The 17979-nt window shown below is 39.8% G+C and carries 19 protein-coding genes and 1 pseudogene; 18 read left to right on the top strand and 2 right to left on the bottom strand.

Annotated features, from left to right (window positions below):
• The first annotated feature begins 67 nt into the window (after positions 1-67).
• On the top strand, positions 68-283 hold the full coding sequence (locus D2C72_03615; protein QEF43462.1) for a hypothetical protein: 216 nt from the start codon (positions 68-70) through the stop codon (positions 281-283).
• Positions 284-341: 58 nt separating this feature from the next.
• Here the strand turns inward: D2C72_03615 and D2C72_03610 are convergent, their stop codons facing one another.
• Positions 342-671 carry an alkylphosphonate utilization protein gene (locus tag D2C72_03610; GenBank protein ID QEF43461.1) on the bottom strand — a complete coding sequence of 110 codons (330 nt, stop codon included), beginning with the start codon at positions 669-671 and terminating at the stop codon, positions 342-344.
• Positions 672-1021: 350 nt separating this feature from the next.
• Between D2C72_03610 and D2C72_03605 the strand changes: the two are divergent.
• The 15 genes and pseudogenes from D2C72_03605 (at position 1022) to gmhA (ending at position 14193) form a co-directional block, all read left to right on the top strand.
• A pseudogene (locus D2C72_03605) lies at positions 1022-1755 on the top strand (CDP-diacylglycerol diphosphatase).
• Positions 1756-1964: 209 nt separating this feature from the next.
• Positions 1965-4121, top strand: coding sequence for a flagellar hook protein FlgE (gene flgE, locus D2C72_03600; GenBank protein QEF43460.1), 2157 nt, complete (start codon positions 1965-1967; stop codon positions 4119-4121).
• Between the two features lie 58 nt (positions 4122-4179).
• A complete protein-coding gene (hypA, locus tag D2C72_03595; GenBank protein ID QEF43459.1) occupies positions 4180-4533 on the top strand; it encodes a hydrogenase/urease nickel incorporation protein HypA in 354 nt (117 codons plus the stop codon).
• 6 nt (positions 4534-4539) lie between these two features.
• On the top strand, positions 4540-5001 hold the full coding sequence (locus tag D2C72_03590; GenBank protein QEF43458.1) for a hypothetical protein: 462 nt from the start codon (positions 4540-4542) through the stop codon (positions 4999-5001).
• Complete coding sequence (locus D2C72_03585) at positions 5001-6083, top strand: lipid-A-disaccharide synthase (protein QEF43457.1); 1083 nt, start codon at positions 5001-5003, stop codon at positions 6081-6083. Before D2C72_03590 ends, D2C72_03585 begins: the two co-directional genes overlap by 1 nt.
• A 40-nt stretch (positions 6084-6123) precedes the next feature.
• Positions 6124-6618, top strand: coding sequence for a transcription elongation factor GreA (greA, locus tag D2C72_03580; protein ID QEF43456.1), 495 nt, complete (start codon positions 6124-6126; stop codon positions 6616-6618).
• Complete coding sequence (locus D2C72_03575) at positions 6608-7045, top strand: dUTP diphosphatase (GenBank protein QEF43455.1); 438 nt, start codon at positions 6608-6610, stop codon at positions 7043-7045. The genes greA and D2C72_03575 overlap by 11 nt, the downstream gene beginning before the upstream one ends.
• Entirely contained in the window at positions 7042-7698 is a 657-nt protein-coding gene (locus tag D2C72_03570) for a hypothetical protein (protein QEF43454.1), read from the top strand. The genes D2C72_03575 and D2C72_03570 overlap by 4 nt, the downstream gene beginning before the upstream one ends.
• A 4-nt stretch (positions 7699-7702) precedes the next feature.
• Positions 7703-9319, top strand: a complete 1617-nt coding sequence (locus D2C72_03565) for a plasmid stabilization protein (protein QEF43453.1) — start codon at positions 7703-7705, stop codon at positions 9317-9319.
• Between the two features lie 4 nt (positions 9320-9323).
• Complete coding sequence (locus D2C72_03560) at positions 9324-9995, top strand: type III pantothenate kinase (GenBank protein QEF43452.1); 672 nt, start codon at positions 9324-9326, stop codon at positions 9993-9995.
• On the top strand, positions 9986-10723 hold the full coding sequence (locus D2C72_03555; GenBank protein ID QEF43451.1) for a sulfite exporter TauE/SafE family protein: 738 nt from the start codon (positions 9986-9988) through the stop codon (positions 10721-10723). The genes D2C72_03560 and D2C72_03555 overlap by 10 nt, the downstream gene beginning before the upstream one ends.
• Entirely contained in the window at positions 10710-11234 is a 525-nt protein-coding gene (gene gmhB, locus D2C72_03550) for a D-glycero-beta-D-manno-heptose 1,7-bisphosphate 7-phosphatase (GenBank protein ID QEF43450.1), read from the top strand. Before D2C72_03555 ends, gmhB begins: the two co-directional genes overlap by 14 nt.
• A gap of 8 nt (positions 11235-11242) precedes the next feature.
• Complete coding sequence (rfaD, locus tag D2C72_03545; GenBank protein QEF43449.1) at positions 11243-12235, top strand: ADP-glyceromanno-heptose 6-epimerase; 993 nt, start codon at positions 11243-11245, stop codon at positions 12233-12235.
• Positions 12207-13622 (top strand): D-glycero-beta-D-manno-heptose-7-phosphate kinase, encoded by a 1416-nt coding sequence (gene rfaE1 / locus D2C72_03540; protein QEF43448.1) that lies wholly within the window; start codon positions 12207-12209, stop codon positions 13620-13622. Before rfaD ends, rfaE1 begins: the two co-directional genes overlap by 29 nt.
• A complete protein-coding gene (gmhA, locus tag D2C72_03535; protein ID QEF43447.1) occupies positions 13615-14193 on the top strand; it encodes a D-sedoheptulose 7-phosphate isomerase in 579 nt (192 codons plus the stop codon). The genes rfaE1 and gmhA overlap by 8 nt, the downstream gene beginning before the upstream one ends.
• 23 nt (positions 14194-14216) lie before the next feature.
• Here gmhA and D2C72_03530 read toward each other — a convergent pair whose 3' ends face one another.
• A complete protein-coding gene (locus tag D2C72_03530; GenBank protein ID QEF43446.1) occupies positions 14217-15218 on the bottom strand; it encodes a GMP reductase in 1002 nt (333 codons plus the stop codon).
• A gap of 191 nt (positions 15219-15409) precedes the next feature.
• On the opposite strand from D2C72_03530, the gene D2C72_03525 reads away from it, so the two are divergent.
• Both D2C72_03525 and D2C72_03520 read left to right on the top strand, forming a co-directional pair.
• The gene (locus tag D2C72_03525; protein ID QEF43445.1) at positions 15410-17011 is read left to right on the top strand and encodes an ATP-binding cassette domain-containing protein; all 1602 of its coding nucleotides are present in this window, start codon (positions 15410-15412) and stop codon (positions 17009-17011) included.
• Positions 17008-17964: an HrgA protein gene (locus tag D2C72_03520; protein QEF43444.1), complete on the top strand. Its 957-nt coding sequence runs from the start codon at positions 17008-17010 to the stop codon at positions 17962-17964. The genes D2C72_03525 and D2C72_03520 overlap by 4 nt, the downstream gene beginning before the upstream one ends.
• Positions 17965-17979: the final 15 nt, after the last annotated feature.

The following is a 17979-nucleotide window of genomic DNA, read 5'->3' as shown; positions in this document are numbered from 1 at the left end:
AATATTCCTTGATGGTGAGCTTTCCTTTTTAGGAGGGTTTGCAAAAAGGATTTGAAAGGGTTGTCTTATGCGAGAATTTTTTAAGAAACTTGGTGCAGAATACGCTTCCAAGCTGTTTTTGGTTTATTGGCTTAGATGGATGTTGAGCGCGTTGGTGATGTTGCCTTTTATGGAGGTTTTTTATTATTTCAATTTTCCGTTGTGGCTCAATCTTTTCTTGGGGCAAACCATTGGAGCGGTGATTTTTTTCAAATTGGATAAGTTGATTTTTTCTAAAAAATAGTTGTTTTTATAGGGCTAGAAAGTCCTTAAACTTTCTTATTTTTAAGCTTTTGTATTTCCTAAGCTTTTTTAAGGAATTCAGATTTTAAAGACAAACTCTGTCCTTCTATTTTACAATCCACATTGTGATCGCTATTGACAAGTTTGATGTTTTTGATTTTGGTGCCTTTTTTAAGCACTAAAGATGAACCTTTAACCTTTAAATCCTTAATGAGAATGACCGAGTCCCCATTTTGTAAAAGATTATTGTGGCAATCTTTAACGATTAATCTTTCATTACTAACTTCATTTTCATTCCATTCATACAAACAGCTAGAGCAAACGAACTGCGTGCCATCATGGTAGGTGTAGGCGTCGTTGCATTTAGGGCATGGGGGTAAATCTTGCATGATGATCGTCCTTATTGTGGTATTAGGTTGATGATATTACCTAAAGCAAGGTTATAAAACGCTTTAATTTGATAAGCACCAACCCCCTAAGATCGCATGGCGAAAAATTATCGCTTGATTAGCACAAGCTATTTAATATTTTAAAAAATTCTTTTAGCTTTTTTAATATTATCAATTTAAGTTTTTTTCGTTGGTATTCAAAAAGCTCTTTTTAGAAATAGGTTACTAAAAGTTACTAATAAGTTAAAATTCGTTAAAATAATCATAATAATTAAAGCTTTTAACCACTATTGTAGAAAAATAACAAGAGGGTTTGTAAAAACTCTCATTAAAAACAAGGAGCAAAAAAGATGAAAAAAATGGGCTTTCTTTTTTTAGCGGTGGTAGCTATCGCTGTTATGAGTTTAAACGCCAAAGATCCGAATGTGTTGCGTAAGATTGTTTTTGAGAAATGTCTGCCTAATTATGAGAAAAGTCAGAATCCTTCGCCATGCATAGAAATCAAACCCGATGCCGGTTATGTGGTTTTAAAAGATATTAACGGCCCGTTGCAATATTTGTTGATGCCAACAACCCACATTAGCGGTATTGAAAGCCCTTTGCTGCTTGATCCTTCTACGCCTAACTTTTTTACTTATCATGGCAAGTGCGCAATTTTATGAGTAAAAAATACGGCAAACCCATTCCTGATAGCGCAATTTCTTTGACGATTAACTCTAAAAAAGGGCGATCACAAAACCATTTTCATATCCATATCTCTTGCATTAGCCTTGATGCGCGCAAACAGCTGGATAATAACCTAAAAAAAATCAACAGCCGTTGGTCGCCATTATCAGGTGGCTTGAACGGGCATAAATATTTGGCGCGTCGGGTAACAGAGAGTGAATTAGCGCAAAAAAGCCCATTTATCATGCTTAATAAAGAAGTGCCTAACGCGCATAAACGCATGGGAGACTATGGCTTGGCGGTGGTGCAACAAAGCGATAACTCTTTTGTCTTGTTAGCGACACAATTTAACCCATTGACTTTAAATCGCGCTTCAGCCGAAGAGATTCAAGATCATGAATGCGCGATTTTGCACTAAAGCGAGTTAAACTCTAAATTTGAGCGATAAGCTTTAAAAAGCGTTATAGGGGGTAGTGTTACAAAACCCCCTATCCTCTCATGAATTTGACTGATCTTTTTTTATCAATAAAACTTTAAAATCCGCAACCAATCATTCTAAAAAGCCATTTAGGAACAACTTTTGCTTTATTTTGCATAGATTGAATTTCTTTAAATTAAAGGATAACCATGCTTAGATCTTTATGGTCTGGTGTCAATGGGATGCAAGCCCACCAAATCGCTTTGGATATTGAGAGTAATAATATTGCGAATGTGAATACCACTGGGTTTAAATATTCTAGGGCTTCTTTTGTGGATATGCTCTCTCAAGTCAAACTCATCGCTACCGCGCCCTATAAAAATGGGTTGGCAGGGCAGAATGACTTTTCTGTGGGGCTTGGGGTAGGCGTGGATGCGACGACTAAAATCTTTTCACAAGGCAATATCCAAAACACAGATGTCAAAACCGATCTAGCGATTCAAGGCGATGGCTTCTTTATCATTAGCCCTGATAGGGGGATCACGCGCAATTTCACTAGAGATGGGGAGTTTCTTTTTGACTCGCAAGGGAGTTTGGTTACCACCGGTGGGCTTGTGGTGCAAGGGTGGGTGAGAAACGGGAGCGATACCGGCAATAAAGGGAGCGATACGGACGCTTTAAAAGTGGATAACACCGGCCCTTTAGAAAACATTAGGATTGATCCTGGAATGGTGATGCCTGCTAGAGCGAGTAACCGCATTTCTATGAGGGCGAATTTAAACGCTGGAAGGCATGCCGATCAAACAGCGGCGATATTCGCTTTGGATTCTTCAGCCAAAACCCCTTCAGATGGCATTAATCCGGTGTATGATTCAGGCACGAATCTAGCTCAAGTCGCCGAAGACATGGGATCTTTATACAATGAAGATGGCGACGCTCTTTTATTGAATGAAAACCAAGGGATTTGGGTGAGCTATAAGAGTGCGAAAATGGTTAAAGACATCCTCCCTTCTGCAGAAAACAGCACGCTTGAATTGAATGGGGTTAAGATTTCTTTCACGAACGATTCAGCGGTGAGCAGGACTTCAAGCTTAGTGGCAGCGAAAAATGCGATCAATGCGGTCAAAAGCCAAACAGGGATTGAAGCTTATTTGGACGGCAAGCAATTGCGTTTGGAAAACACCAATGAATTAGACGGCGATGAAAAGCTTAAAAACATTGTGGTTACTCAAGCCGGGACCGGAGCGTTCGCTAACTTTTTAGACGGCGATAAAGATGTAACGGCTTTCAAATATAGTTATACGCATTCTATCAGCCCTAATGCGGATATTGGGCAGTTTAGGACCACTGAAGACTTGCGCGCCTTAATCCAGCATGACGCTAATATCGTTAAAGATCCTAGTTTAGCGGACAATTACCAGGACTCAGCCGCTTCTATAGGGGTTACTGTCAATCAATACGGCATGTTTGAAATCAATAATAAAGACAATAAAAATGTCATTAAAGAAAATCTCAATATCTTTGTGAGCGGGTATTCTTCAGACAGCGTAACGAACAATGTTTTGTTTAAAAACGCGATGAAAGGGCTTAATACCGCTTCTTTGATTGAAGGAGGGGCGTCAGCGAGCAGTTCTAAATTCACCCACGCTACCCATGCGACAAGCATTGATGTGATAGACAGCTTAGGCACTAAACACGCCATGCGCATTGAGTTTTATAGGAGTGGGGGAGCGGAATGGAATTTTAGAGTGATCGTGCCTGAGCCTGGGGAATTAGTAGGGGGGTCAGCGGCTAGGCCTAATGTGTTTGAAGGAGGCCGTTTGCATTTTAATAACGACGGATCGCTTGCAGGCATGAACCCGCCTCTTTTGCAATTTGATCCTAAAAATGGTGCTGATGCTCCCCAACGCATCAATTTAGCCTTTGGTTCCTCAGGGAGTTTTGACGGGCTAACGAGCGTGGATAAGATTTCTGAAACTTATGCGATTGAGCAAAACGGCTATCAAGCGGGCGATTTGATGGATGTCCGCTTTGATTCAGACGGGGTGCTTTTAGGAGCGTTCAGTAATGGTAGGACTTTAGCGCTCGCTCAAGTGGCTTTAGCGAATTTCGCTAACGATGCGGGCTTACAGGCTTTAGGCGGAAATGTCTTTTCTCAAACCGGAAACTCAGGGCAAGCCTTAATCGGTGCGGCTAATACGGGGCGTAGGGGTTCAATTTCAGGATCTAAATTAGAATCTAGTAATGTGGATTTGAGCCGGAGTTTAACGAATTTGATTGTGGTTCAAAGGGGATTTCAAGCGAACTCTAAAGCGGTAACCACATCCGATCAAATCCTTAACACCCTGTTGAATCTCAAGCAATAAACCAAAGGATTACTCTAATACAATATAATAGGGGCTAATTTAGAGATTAAGGTTTAGTATGCATGAATACTCGGTCGTTTCTTCTTTAATCGCTCTTTGCGAAGAGCATGCGAAGAAAAATCAAGCCCATAAGATTGAAAGAGTCGTGGTTGGTATTGGCGAAAGAAGTGCTATGGATAAGAGCTTGTTTGTGAGCGCGTTTGAGACTTTTAGAGAAGAATCTTTGGTGTGTAAAGACGCTATTTTAGACATTGTAGATGAAAAGGTTGAATTAGAATGCAAGGATTGTTCGCATGTTTTTAAGCCTAACGCCCTAGATTATGGGGTGTGTGAGAAATGCCACAGCAAGAATGTCATTATCACTCAAGGCAATGAAATGCGTTTGTTGTCTTTAGAAATGTTAGCGGAATAAAAACCGATGCAAGAAGAATTGAACGCTTACCAGCAAGAAATTAAAGACACTAGAGAAGTTTTAAAAAAAATCCGTTTGGAATTGAAGCAGGTCCAAGAAATCTTGCGTAAGAAAAAGAGCGTTTTAAAAGGTTTGAAACAAGAAATCTATCAAAAAAAATCAGAAAAAGAAAACTCCCGCTTAAACAAAGAAACACAAAATACAGAAGAAGAATGGATTTTCCCTAAAGCCCTTGAAGAGTTGGAGGTTTTCACTAGTGATAATCAGGTTATCATGGCAAAACCAAGCAAGCGCGTGTTTGATGAAGGGATTTACTTGCAATACCGCAGCGTTTTGCGCGAAAACAGGCTTTTAAAAAACCATCTCTCTAAAAAAGATTTTGAAAATTCGTTGCTCAAAATTGAATTGAGGGATTTGCATAAAGAAATCAAGCTCTATCAAGTCCAAAACCTTTTGAAAGACAAATAATGCCCACGATTTTAGTGAGCGCTTTAGAAGCGAGTTCTAATGTTCATTTAGAGGAGTTACGGCACAATTTACCCAAAGATTATCGTTTCATTGGGGTGTTTGAAGGGGAAGACGCGCTCTATAGCCCTAGGGAATTTTCTGTCATGGGTTTTAGAGATGTGATAGGCCGTTTGGGGTTTTTACTCAAAGCCCATAAAGAAATGGTCCAATTAGCCAAACAAGCGGACTTGGTGCTTTTAATGGATTCTTCTTCTTTCAATATCCCCCTAGCCAAAAAAATCAAAAAACAAGATCCGCATAAAAAAATCATGTATTATATTTTACCGCAAGTTTGGGCATGGAAAAAATGGCGCACTAAAAGCCTTGAAAAATACTGCGATTTTTTGGGGGCGATTTTGCCTTTTGAAGTGGGCTATTACCAAAAAAAAGCCCAATATGTGGGACACCCTTTATTAGATGAAATTAAATATTATAAAAAAGATATTAAGGGCGAAACTCTGGTGTTTATGCCAGGGAGTCGAAAAAGCGAAATCGCTAAAATGTTCCCTTTGTTTGTCAAAGCGGCTCAAATTTTAGAACAAAACGAAGGGTTTAAAAGGCGTGTGTTAGTCGTGCCGAGTTTCTTTAAGGGGTTGGATTTGAAAGCTTTTTATGGAGAAGACATCAAACTATTTGAAATTTCTTATGATGCGCATAAGAGTTTGTTTGAAGCGGAGTTTGCGTTCATTTGCAGCGGCACGGCGACTTTAGAGGCCGCCTTGATTGGCACGCCTTTTGTGTTGGCGTATAGGGCTAAAACGATGGATTTTTTGATCGCTAGAATGTTTGTCAATTTGCATTATATAGGTTTAGCGAATATTTTTTATAACGCCTTAAATGATGAAACTCCTGGGCTTGGGGAGAGCCAATTGCACCCGGAATTAATCCAGCATTTTTTGAGCGTAGAGGGTTTGTTAAAAGCGTATAAAGAAATGGATAGAGAGCGCTATTTTAAAGAAAGTTTGAGATTAAGGGAATATTTAAAACATGGGAGCGCGAGAAAAGTCGCCGAAGAGATGGCTTTTTTGCTGAATTTAACTTAATTTTTACTATAATCTCTACTGAATAAGCTTAGGAGATTAAATGAATAAAGAACCTATGAGTATGCATGGATACAATAAGATTTGTGCGGAATTAAAGCAATTAAAAGAGGTGGAACGGCCTAATATTGTGAAAGAAATTGATATTGCTAGAGGGCATGGGGATTTGAAAGAAAACGCTGAATACCATGCCGCTAAAGAAAAACAACGCTTCATTGAAGCGAGGATCGTGGATTTAAGCGAGATTGTCGCTAACGCTCAAGTGATTGATCCGAGTGCTTTAGCCCATAATAAAGTGAGTTTTGGCAGCACGATTAAAATCCTTAATTTAGACAACGATAAAGAGTTTTCTTACACGATAGTAGGGAGCGTGGAGAGCGATCCGGCTAAAGGGTTAATCTCTTTTGGTTCGCCGATCGCTAAGAGTTTGATCGGTAAGAGCAAGGGCGATATGGTGAGCATTCAATTACCCAATGGTGAGAGCGATTTTGAGATTTTAGACATTTACTATAAAGAGATTTGTTTTGATGAAAATTAAAATCCAAAAAATCCACCCAAACGCCCTTACCCCTGAATACCAAACCGAGGGTTCTTCAGGCTTTGATTTGCACGCTGTAGAAGAAGTAACGATCAAATCTCATAGCGTGGGGTTGGTGAAAATAGGGATTTGTTTGTCTTTAGAAGTGGGGTATGAATTGCAAGTGCGCACCCGTAGCGGTTTGGCTTTGAATCATCAGGTGATGGTGTTGAATTCTCCTGGCACGGTGGATAATGATTATAGGGGCGAAATTAAGGTCATTTTAGCGAATTTGAGCGATAAAGATTTTAAAGTTCAAGTAGGGGATAGGATCGCTCAAGGGGTGGTTCAAAAAACTTATAAAGCCGAATTTATAGAATGCGAACAATTAGATGAAACTTCAAGGGGTAGCGGGGGGTTTGGCAGCACAGGAGTGAGCAAGGCATGAATATTAAGGAAAATTTAGAGCAAGTTAAAAACGAATTCAAAAGCGATGAAAAGCTTTTAGAGGGGGTGTTTAGATTAGAAAAGTTTTTCAAACGCTACAAGTGGGTGTTGTTGTTTATCGTGGTGGCTTTTATCGCTTATTTAGGGGATACAAAATTGCAAGATTATAAGCATGAGCAAACGAGAGAGCGGATCACTCAAATTTATAATGAAGTGCTAGAGAGCCCTAATAATATAGCCTTGCAAAAAAGATTGAAAGAAGTCGCCCCAGAGTTGTATGACTTGTATCAGTTCGCCAGAGCGAGTGAGAGAAACGATGCAAACGAGTTTAAAAGGCTTTCGCAATCTTCTAATGAAGTCGTTAAAACTTTTGCACAATATTCTTACGCATCGCTCTCTAGAGATAAAAACCTACTTGAAAAAAGCCCCATTCTTAAAGAAATGAGCGCTTTACAAGAAGTGAACTTGTTGTATGAGGAAAATTCTAAAGACGCGATCAAAAAAGCGCATCAAAGTTTATCCACTATCCCTCTAAGTTCTTCACTCTATGCTATAATCTCTGTTTTAAAACACTATGGAATGTTAGAAGATATTCAGCAAAACCCTTCCAAACCAACCAATCTAAAGAAAGAAACCATTCAAGGAACGCATTGATTTGATGAATAAACCATTTTTAATCTTACTCATAGCCCTAATTGCCTTTAGCGGCTGTAACATGAGAAAATACTTCAAACCCGCTAAACACCAAGTTAAAGGCGAAGCGTATTTCCCTAACCATTTGCAAGAAAGTATCGTTTCGTCTAATCGTTATGGAGCCATTTTGAAAAATGGAGCGGTTATAGGCGATAAAGGTTTAACGCAGCTAAGAATCGGTAAGAATTTCAATTATGAAAGCAGTTTTTTAAATGAGAGTCAGGGGTTTTTCATCCTTGCGCAAGATTGTTTGAATAAGATTGATAAAAAAACAAGCAAAAGCAAGGTGGCTAAGACTGAAGAAACGGAATTGAAATTAAAGGGCGTTGAAGCGGAAGTCCAAGATAAAGTCTGTCATCAAGTGGAATTGATTAGCAATAACCCTAACGCCAGCCAACAATCTATCGTTATTCCTTTGGAGACTTTTGCCTTGAGCGCGAGCGTTAAAGGGAATCTTTTAGCGGTGGTGTTAGCGGACAATTCAGCGAATTTATACGACATCACTTCTCAAAAATTGCTTTTTAGTGAGAAAGGTTCCCCAAGCGCCACGATCAATTCTTTAATGGCGATGCCTATTTTTATGGATACGGTCGTGGTATTCCCTATGCTAGATGGGCGCTTGTTGGTCGTGGATTATGTGCATGGAACCCCTACGCCTATTAGAAACATTGTTATCAGCAGCGATAAGTTTTTTAACAATATCACTTATCTTATCGTAGATGGCAATAACATGATCGCTTCTACAGGGAAAAGAATACTCTCAGTCGTGAGCGGTCAAGAGTTCAACTATGATGGGGATATTATAGATTTGCTTTATGATAAGGGGACTTTATATGTGCTCACGCTAGACGGGCAGATTTTGCAAATGGATAAGAGTTTGAGGGAATTAAACAGCGTGAAACTGCCCTTTGCTTCGCTCAATACCATTGTATTAAACCATAATAAATTGTATTCTTTAGAAAAACGCGGGTATGTGATAGAAGTGGATTTGAATGATTTTAATTCGTATAATGTCTATAAAACGCCAACTATAGGCAGTTTTAAGTTTTTTTCATCCAATCGTTTGGATAAAGGGGTGTTTTATGATAAAAATCGGGTGTATTATGATCGCTACTATTTAGATTATAATGATTTTAAGCCCAAGCTTTATCCCGTTGTGGAAAAACCTGCATCTGAAAAATCTCAAAAAGGCGAAAAAGGGAACGCTCCTATTTATTTGCAAGAAAGGCATAAAGTCAAAGAAAAACCTTTAGAAGAAAACAAAATTAAGCCAAGAAATAGCGGGTTTGAAGAGGATGAAGTTAAAGCCAACCAACGCGCTATGGAGCCTATTAACAATCAAAATAACGCTATCCAACGAAGCGAAAACAAAAACGCTTCTGTTTCAAAAGAGGGTAACGCTTTTAAAGAGGCGCCAAAACTCAGCCCTAAAGAAGAAAAACGCCGCTTGAAAGAAGAAAAGAAAAAGGCCAAAGCCGAACAAAGAGCGAGAGAATTTGAACAAAGAGCGAGAGAGCATCAAGAAAGAGATGAAAAAGAGCTTGAAGAAAGAAAAAAAGCTTTAGAAATGAATAAGAAGTAGGCCCATGCCAGCTAGGCAATCTTTTACAGATTTGAAAAACCTGGTTTTATGCGATATAGGCAACACGCGCATCCATTTCGCACAAAACTACCAACTCTTTTCAAGCGCTAAAGAAGATTTAAAGCGTTTGGGTATTCAAAAGGAAATTTTTTACATTAGCGTGAATGAAGAAAATGAAAAAGCCCTTTTGAATTGTTACCCTAACGCTAAAAATATTGCAAGATTTTTTCATTTAGAAACCGACTATGTAGGGCTTGGGATAGACCGGCAAATGGCGTGTTTAGCGGTGGCTAATGGGGTTATAGTGGATGCTGGGAGTGCGATTACGATAGATTTAGTCAAAGAGGGCAAGCATTTAGGAGGGTGTATTTTACCCGGTTTAGCCCAATATATTCATGCGTATAAAAAAAGCGCTAAAATCTTAGAGCAACCTTTCAAAGCCTTAGATTCTTTAGAAGTTTTACCCAAAAACACTAGAGACGCTGTGAATTACGGCATGATTTTGAGTATCATCTCTTGTATCCAGCATTTAGCCAAAAATCAAAAAATCTATCTTTGTGGGGGCGATGCGAAGTATTTGAGCGCGTTTTTACCTCATTCTGTTTGCAAGGAGCGTTTGGTTTTTGATGGGATGGAAATCACTCTTAAAAAAGCAGGGATACTAGAATGCAAATGATGCACAATTTGAGTTTTTTGGGCATGTTTTTAGCCGCCTTGAGCATGTCTTTAGGGCATTGTGTGGGCATGTGTGGGGGGATTGTGAGCACGTTTAGTCAAATAAGATTTTCTAAAGTTACAAGCTTTTCTTACCAGCTCACTTGCCATGCCCTTTATAATGTGGGGAGGATCAGCACTTACATGCTCTTAGGGGCTATAACGGCAGGTTTAGGGCGTAGTCTTAGCGTGAACATGGGTTTTAGGGGTGTTTTATTCATCAGCATGGGGATTATCTTGATCGGTTTAGCGCTCTTGGGGGCTAAAGTGGAAAAATTAAGCTTTCAAATCCCTTTCATCTCTTTTTTGATGAAAAAAACCTTGCAATCTCAAAACATTCTAGGGCTGTATTTTTTGGGCGTGTTGAACGGGTTTTTACCTTGCATGATGGTGTATTCGTTTTTAGCGAGCGTGATTCTTAGTCATAGCGCGTTTATGGGAGCGATGCTAGGCCTTTCTTTTGGGCTTGGCACCAGCGTGCCGTTGTTTTTAATGGGGGTTTTTTTAAGCAAAATTTCTATTTCTTACAGGAAATTTTTCAATCTTTTGTCTAAAGGTTTAATGGGGGTTTTTGGGCTTTATATTCTTTATATGGGGATCATGCTCATTAACCACCAAAACCCCCATGCGATGCATCATTCAAGCGAAACCACCCAACACGATCACAAGCGAATGCATGAGCGCCACTAACAAAGCCCTTTTTTTGGACAGAGACGGCATTATCAATATTGATAAAGGCTATGTGAGTCAAAAAGAAGATTTTGAGTTCCAAAAAGGGATTTTTGAATTATTAAAGCATGCGAAATCTTTAGGCTACAAACTGCTTTTAATCACCAACCAATCCGGGATCAACCGAGGCTATTACACCCTTAAAGATTTTGAAAACCTTACCGAATACCTCCAAGAAAGCTTGCTCAAAGAGTTAGGTTTTAATTTAGACGGCGTCTATTTTTGCAGGCACGCCCCAGAAGAAAATTGCGCTTGCAGGAAGCCAAAGCCCTTTTTGATTTTACAAGCCGCTAAAGAGCATCAAATTTGCTTGGATCAATCTTTCATGATAGGCGATAAGGAGAGCGACATGTTAGCCGGCTTGAACGCTAAAGTTAAAAATAACCTTTTGCTCACTCAAAACCCTTTAAAAACTCCTCATTCTTGGATACAATGTAAAAATCTTAAAGAGATGATTGATTGGATTAAATAAGGATAGTAATGCGTTATATTGATGATGGATTGGAAAATCAAACGATTTTAATCACCGGTGGGGCTGGCTTTGTGGGCAGTAATCTAGCCTTTTATTTTCAAGAGAACCACCCTAAGGCTAAAGTGGTAATTTTGGATAAGTTTCGTAACAACACGCTTTTAAACAACAACCGCCCGAGTTCTTTAGGGCATTTTAAGAATTTGATCGGTTTTAAGGGCGAAGTGATTACCGCTGATATTAATAATCCTTTAGATTTAAGGCGTTTAGAAAAGTTGCATTTTGATTATTTGTTCCACCAAGCGGCTGTCTCTGATACGACCATGCTCAATCAAGAATTAGTGATGAAAACCAACTATCAGGCTTTTTTAAACCTTTTAGAAATCGCTCGATCAAAAAAAGCTAAAGTGATTTACGCTTCTTCAGCGGGCGTTTATGGCAACACCAAAGCCCCCAATATAGTAGGCTCAAACGAAAGCCCTGAAAACATTTATGGCTTTTCCAAACTTTGCATGGACGAATTTGTCCTTTCTCATTCAAGCGATAACATTCAAGTGGGCTTAAGGTATTTCAATGTCTATGGGCCTAGGGAATTTTATAAAGAAAAAACCGCTTCCATGGTTTTGCAGCTCGCTTTAAGCGCGATGGCGTTTAAGGAAGTCAAGCTTTTTGAATTTGGCGAGCAGTTAAGGGATTTTGTCTATATTGAAGATGTGATCCAAGCGAATGTGAAAGCGATGAAGGCTCAAAAAAGCGGGGTTTATAATGTGGGTTATTCACAAGCCAGGAGTTATAATGAAATCGTTAGCATTTTAAAAGAGCATTTAGGGGATTTTAAAGTGAGCTATATTAAAAACCCTTATACTTTTTTCCAAAAGCACACCCAAGCGCACATTGAACCCACTATTTTGGATTTAGATTACACCCCTTTATACGATTTAGAAAGCGGTATTAAAGATTATTTGCCCCATATCCATGCGATTTTTAAAGAACAACGCGCATGAAAAAATTTTAGTCATAGGCGATCTGATCGCTGATTATTATTTGTGGGGGAAGAGCGAACGGCTTTCTCCTGAAGCCCCTGTGCCTGTTTTAGAAGTCAAAAAAGAGAGCAAGAATTTAGGCGGAGCGGCCAATGTGGCTAATAACCTTATCTCTTTGAAAGCCAAAGTTTTTTTATGTGGGGTAGTGGGCGATGATTTAGAGGGCAAGCATTTTATTAGCGCTTTAAAAGCAAGAGGGATTGACGCTTCAGGTATTTTGATAGATAAAACCCGTTGCACCACGCTTAAAACGCGCATCATCGCGCAAAACCAGCAAATCGCGCGCGTGGATAAGGAAATCAAAGACCCCTTAAACGCTGATTTAAGAAAGAATCTTTTAGATTTTATCGCAGAAAAAATCCAAGAAATAGACGGCGTGATCCTTTCAGATTACAATAAGGGCGTGTTGGATTTTGAACTCACTCAAACCATCATCACGCTAGCTAACCAACACCACAAGCTCATTTTATGCGACCCTAAAGGAAAGGATTATAGCAAATATTCCCATGCGAGTTTGATCACGCCTAATCGCGCTGAATTAGAGCAAGCGCTCCATTTGAAATTAGACAGCCATGCGAATTTATCAAAAGCGCTCCAAATTTTACAAGAAACTTATCAAATCGCCATGCCTTTAGTAACTTTGAGCGAACAAGGCATCGCTTTTTTGGAAAAAGGCGAGTTAGTCAATTGCCCCACTATCGCTAAAGAAGTTTATGATGTCACGGGGGCAGGCGATACGGTGATAGCGTCTTTAACGCTCTCTTTATTAGAATCGATGAGCCTAAAAGATGCTTGCGAGTTTGCCAATGCGGCTGCGGCGGTGGTGGTGGGTAAAATGGGGAGCGCGTTAGCGAGTTTGGAAGAAATCGCTTTGATTTTGAACCAAACGCACCCTAAAATCCTCCCTTTAGAAAAGCTGTTAGAAACTTTAGAACACAACCAGCAAAAAATCGTTTTCACCAATGGCTGTTTTGACCTCCTCCATAAAGGGCATGCGAGTTATTTGCAAAAGGCTAAAGCTTTAGGGGATATTCTTGTTGTGGGGTTAAATAGCGATAGTTCCATTAAAAGGCTTAAGGGGGATAGACGCCCCATAGTGAGCGAAAAAGACAGAGCGTTCCTTTTAGCGAGTTTGTCTTGCGTGGATTATGTTGTGGTGTTTGAAGAAGACACGCCCATAAAATTGATTCAAGCCCTAAAGCCTGATATTTTAGTCAAGGGAGCGGACTACCTCAATAAAGAAGTCATAGGGAGCGAGTTGGCTAAAGAAACCCGTTTGATAGAATTTGAAGAAGGTTATTCCACAAGCGCTATCATAGAAAAAATTAAAAGGACACATAATGATTGATGATTTAATCCAAAAAGAATTTTTAGCCCATAAGGAAGCGTTAGAAAAAAGTTTAGAAAGTTTGCAAGAAGCGTTAAAGCAAAGCGTTCATCTTTTGATAGAAACTTTAGAAAATCAAGGGAAAATCCTTATTTGCGGTAATGGGGGGAGCGCGAGCGACGCGCAGCATTTTGCCGCTGAATTGACCGGGCGCTATAAATTAGAAAGGAAAGGCTTGAGTGCGATAAGCCTTAATACCGATACCTCAGCTCTCACCGCCATTGCGAACGATTATGGTTATGAAGAAGTGTTCGCCAGACAAGTGGAAGCGCTAGGGAATAAAGAAGATGTTTTAATAGGGATTTCTACAAGCGGTAATTCCAAAAATGTCCTGAAAGCTTATGAAAAAGCCAAAGATTTAGGGATGAAAACGCTTAGCTTAGCGGGGCGTGATGGGGGGAAAATGAAGCCTTTAAGCGATATAGCGTTGATCGTCCCTAGTGGTGACACCCCACGAATCCAAGAAATGCACATTCTTATGATCCACATCTTATGCGATTGCATTGAAAGGCATTTCGCTCGTAAAAATTAGCTTTATTGTTTCATTGATCTTTTTTAGATCGTGTCCCCATTGAAAATTGAATTTTTCACAATCACGTAATCCACTTTCCGGATCGCTTCAAGGTCTCTCCCGCCTGCATAGGAGATTGAAGATTGCAAATCTTGATGCATTTCAACCAGCGTGTCTTTTAACGATCCTTTATGTTGGATCCAAATTTTCTTACCTTCAACATTTTTCTTTTCACCTTTTTGGAACTCTGATGCCGAACCGAAATATTCTTTGTATGCGACACCATTTTCTATTTTTGTTTCTCCAGATGATTCTTCATGCCCTGCAAAAAGCGAGCCAATCATCACCATTGTCGCGCCAAAGCGTATGGATTTTGCAATATCCCCATGCGTGCGAATGCCGCCATCTGCAATAATGGGCTTTCTTGCCGCTTTAGCGCACCACCTAAGAGCCGCTAGTTGCCAACCACCCGTGCCAAAGCCTGTTTTGATTTTAGTGATACACACTTTCCCAGGCCCGATACCGACTTTCGTAGCGTCAGCGCCGGCGTTCTCTAATTCACGGACCGCTTCTGGCGTGCCAACGTTCCCGGCAATCACAAAAGTTTCGGGCAAACGCGTTTTGATGCGTTGGATCATTTCAATGACAGAATTTGAATGGCCATGCGCAATATCGATCGTGATATAGTCTGGCGCTAATCCTTGCTTGGCCAACTCTTCTACAAAAAGACATTCCTCCTTTTTCACCCCAACGCTGATCGAACTAATTAATTGGCGTTCCTTCATCTTTTTGACAAACGGGATTCTTTTTGCTCCATCAAAGCGATGCATGATATAGAAATAGCCATTTTTTGCTAGAAATTCTGCGATCGATTCGTTGATGATTGTTTGCATGTTGGCTGGGACTATGGGCATTTTAAACGCATGTTTGCCTAGAATAACGGTCGTATCGCACTCTGAACGGCTATTCACGATGCATTTATTAGGAATGAGTTGGACGTCTTCGTAATCAAACACTTTCAATGATACGATCCTTTTGATATTCATAATAGTAAAACACGAGCATTATTTTTACCTTAATTTGAATAAAAAATCAAGAGGGAATGATATAGGCTCGATCAAATTTTGGGCGTCAAAGGCCTTATGAATAACCACAATAAGCAAGGGATACAATATTGCAAAGAAAACGCTACAATAAACTTTCTATAATCTAATCACAAAAATAAGGAAATCATAAGATGTTGCAAACCATCAACTTAACGCAACGCTATGCGACTAAAAAATTGTTTGAAAACGTGAATATCAAGCTGGATAAAAACAAACGCTACGGACTGATTGGGGCTAATGGCGCAGGAAAGTCCACTTTTTTAAAGATTTTAAGCAAGAGCATTGATTGCAGCAGTGGGGAAGTCATCATCACAAGCGGCATGAAAATGGGGGTTTTAGGGCAGGATCAATACGCTTTTGAAGATTTGAGCCTTAAAGATGCGGTTTTGATAGGCAATAAGCGTTTGTATGACGCTATCAAAGAAAAAGAGCGCTTATACATTGAAGGCGATTTGAGCGATGATAAAGTGAATGCCAGATTAGGGGAGTTAGAAACCATTTGCGTGGAAGAAGATCCCATGTATGAATGCGAGGTGGCGATTGAAAAAATCCTAGAAGATTTAGGCATTCCTAGCTCTAAACACAACGATCTGATGAAAACCCTGCCAAGCAGCGATAAATTTAAAATCCTTCTCGCTCAAGTCTTGTTCCCTAAACCGGATATTTTGCTTTTAGATGAGCCTACGAACAACCTGGATTTAAACGCCATTGAATGGCTAGAAAACAACCTCAAACGCCATGAAGGCACGATGGTAGTCATTAGCCATGATAGGCATTTTTTAAATGCGGTATGCACGCATATTTTGGATTTGGATTTTCACAGCGTGCGCGAATTTAGCGGGAATTATGACGATTGGTATATCGCTTCCACTCTGATTATTAAACAGCAAGAGGCCGAACGCAATAAAAAACTCAAAGAAAAAGAAGAGCTAGAAAAATTCATCGCTCGTTTTAGCGCTAACGCTTCTAAAGCCAAGCAAGCCACAAGCCGCCAAAAACAACTGGATAAATTAGACATTCAAAGCTTAGCGGTATCCAGCAGGAGGGATCCTAGCATTATTTTTAAACCCAAACGCACCATTGGGAATGAAGCCTTAGAGTGCGAAAATGTCTCTAAAAGTTATGATGGGCAAATGGTTTTAAATCAAGTGAGCCTGAAAGTGATGCCTAAAGATAAAATCGCTCTCATAGGGCCAAACGGCGTGGGTAAATCCACGCTTTGTAAAATTCTAGTAGAAGAGTTAAAGCCTGATAAGGGCGTGGTGAAATGGGGAGCGACCGTTTCAAAAGGCTATTTCCCTCAAAACGTGAGCGAAGAAATTAGCGGCGAAGAGACCTTGTATCAATGGCTTTTTAATTTCAATAAAAAGATTGAAAGCGCTGAGGTTAGGAACGCTTTAGGGAGGATGCTGTTTAATGGCGAAGAGCAAGAAAAGTGCGTGAACGCTTTAAGTGGGGGCGAAAAGCACCGAATGGTTTTATCCAAGCTCATGCTAGAGGGGGGGAATTTTTTAGTCTTAGATGAGCCAACCAACCACCTAGATTTAGAAGCGATTATCGCACTAGGTGAAGCGCTCTTTAAATTTGATGGGGCGCTGATTTGCATAAGCCATGACAGAGAGCTTATTGATGCGTATGCTAACAGGATTATTGAATTAGTCCCAAGCCCTAAAGGCGCTTCAATCATTGATTTTAAAGGCAGTTATGAAGAGTATTTAGCGAGCAAAAAATGAAACCGCAAGACATTGAAATCGTTCAAAGCGTTTTAGAGATCACAGGGCCGATTAGCCCTACTGAAGTGTATGATAAAGCCAAAGAGCTTTTTGAAAAAGGCGAGATTACAAACATGTTTGATTATGGGGGCAAAACTCCACACCAGAGTGTTAGCTCCCTTATTTATACCGCCTTAAACAAGGGCGAAGAACTACCCTTTTTTAAGGTGCAAGAAAAGCCGGTTTTAATCGCTTTAAAAAGCGCGGCTAAAGAGCCGGTTTTAAACATTGAAAAGCCCGGCGTTTCAAGCGTTAAAATCGTGCATAATAAAATCATGCATGAAAGGGATTTGCACCCCTTTTTAACCTACATGGCTATTAATAATGAAAATTTGAAATGCTACACGAAAACCATTTTTCATGAAGAGAGTTCAAAATCGTCAAAAGGCATGGACAGGTGGCTTTATCCGGACATGGTGGGGGTTAGGTTTTTGCACGCTGAATTGTCTAATGAAAATTTAATCGCTTTTTCTAAGAAATTTGACACTTTGCCCGTTAAACTGGTGAGCTTTGAATTGAAAAAAGAAATCAGCGTGAATAATTGCAGGGAGTGTTATTTTCAAGCGATTTCTAATAGCTCGTGGGCTAATGAGGGGTATTTAGTGGGCCATCATATTGATACGCATAATCCCAAACTCATGGATTTGTTGAAGCGTTTGCATGCGAGTTTTGGGATTGGCGTGATTGATTTGAGAACTGATGAGGACAAAAGCGCTATTTTATTGAACGCTAAATACAAAGAAAAAATTGATTACACCGTGGCTTTAGAGCTTAGCGAGAAAAATCCAAAATTCAGCGGTTTTTTAAAGAGCGTCGTGGATTATGACCCAAATTACCAACACCGCTATAAAGATGAATTTGATGAGGTTAAAAAGAAAGAGGAGCTATACCCTAACCCATCGCTTTCTTTTTAAAAAACGAGATTTTAA

Origin of the sequence: Helicobacter pylori (genome assembly GCA_008032955.1) — a bacterium.
GTDB lineage: Bacteria > Campylobacterota > Campylobacteria > Campylobacterales > Helicobacteraceae > Helicobacter > Helicobacter pylori_DC.
This window is presented reverse-complemented; position numbering and strand designations above follow the sequence as displayed.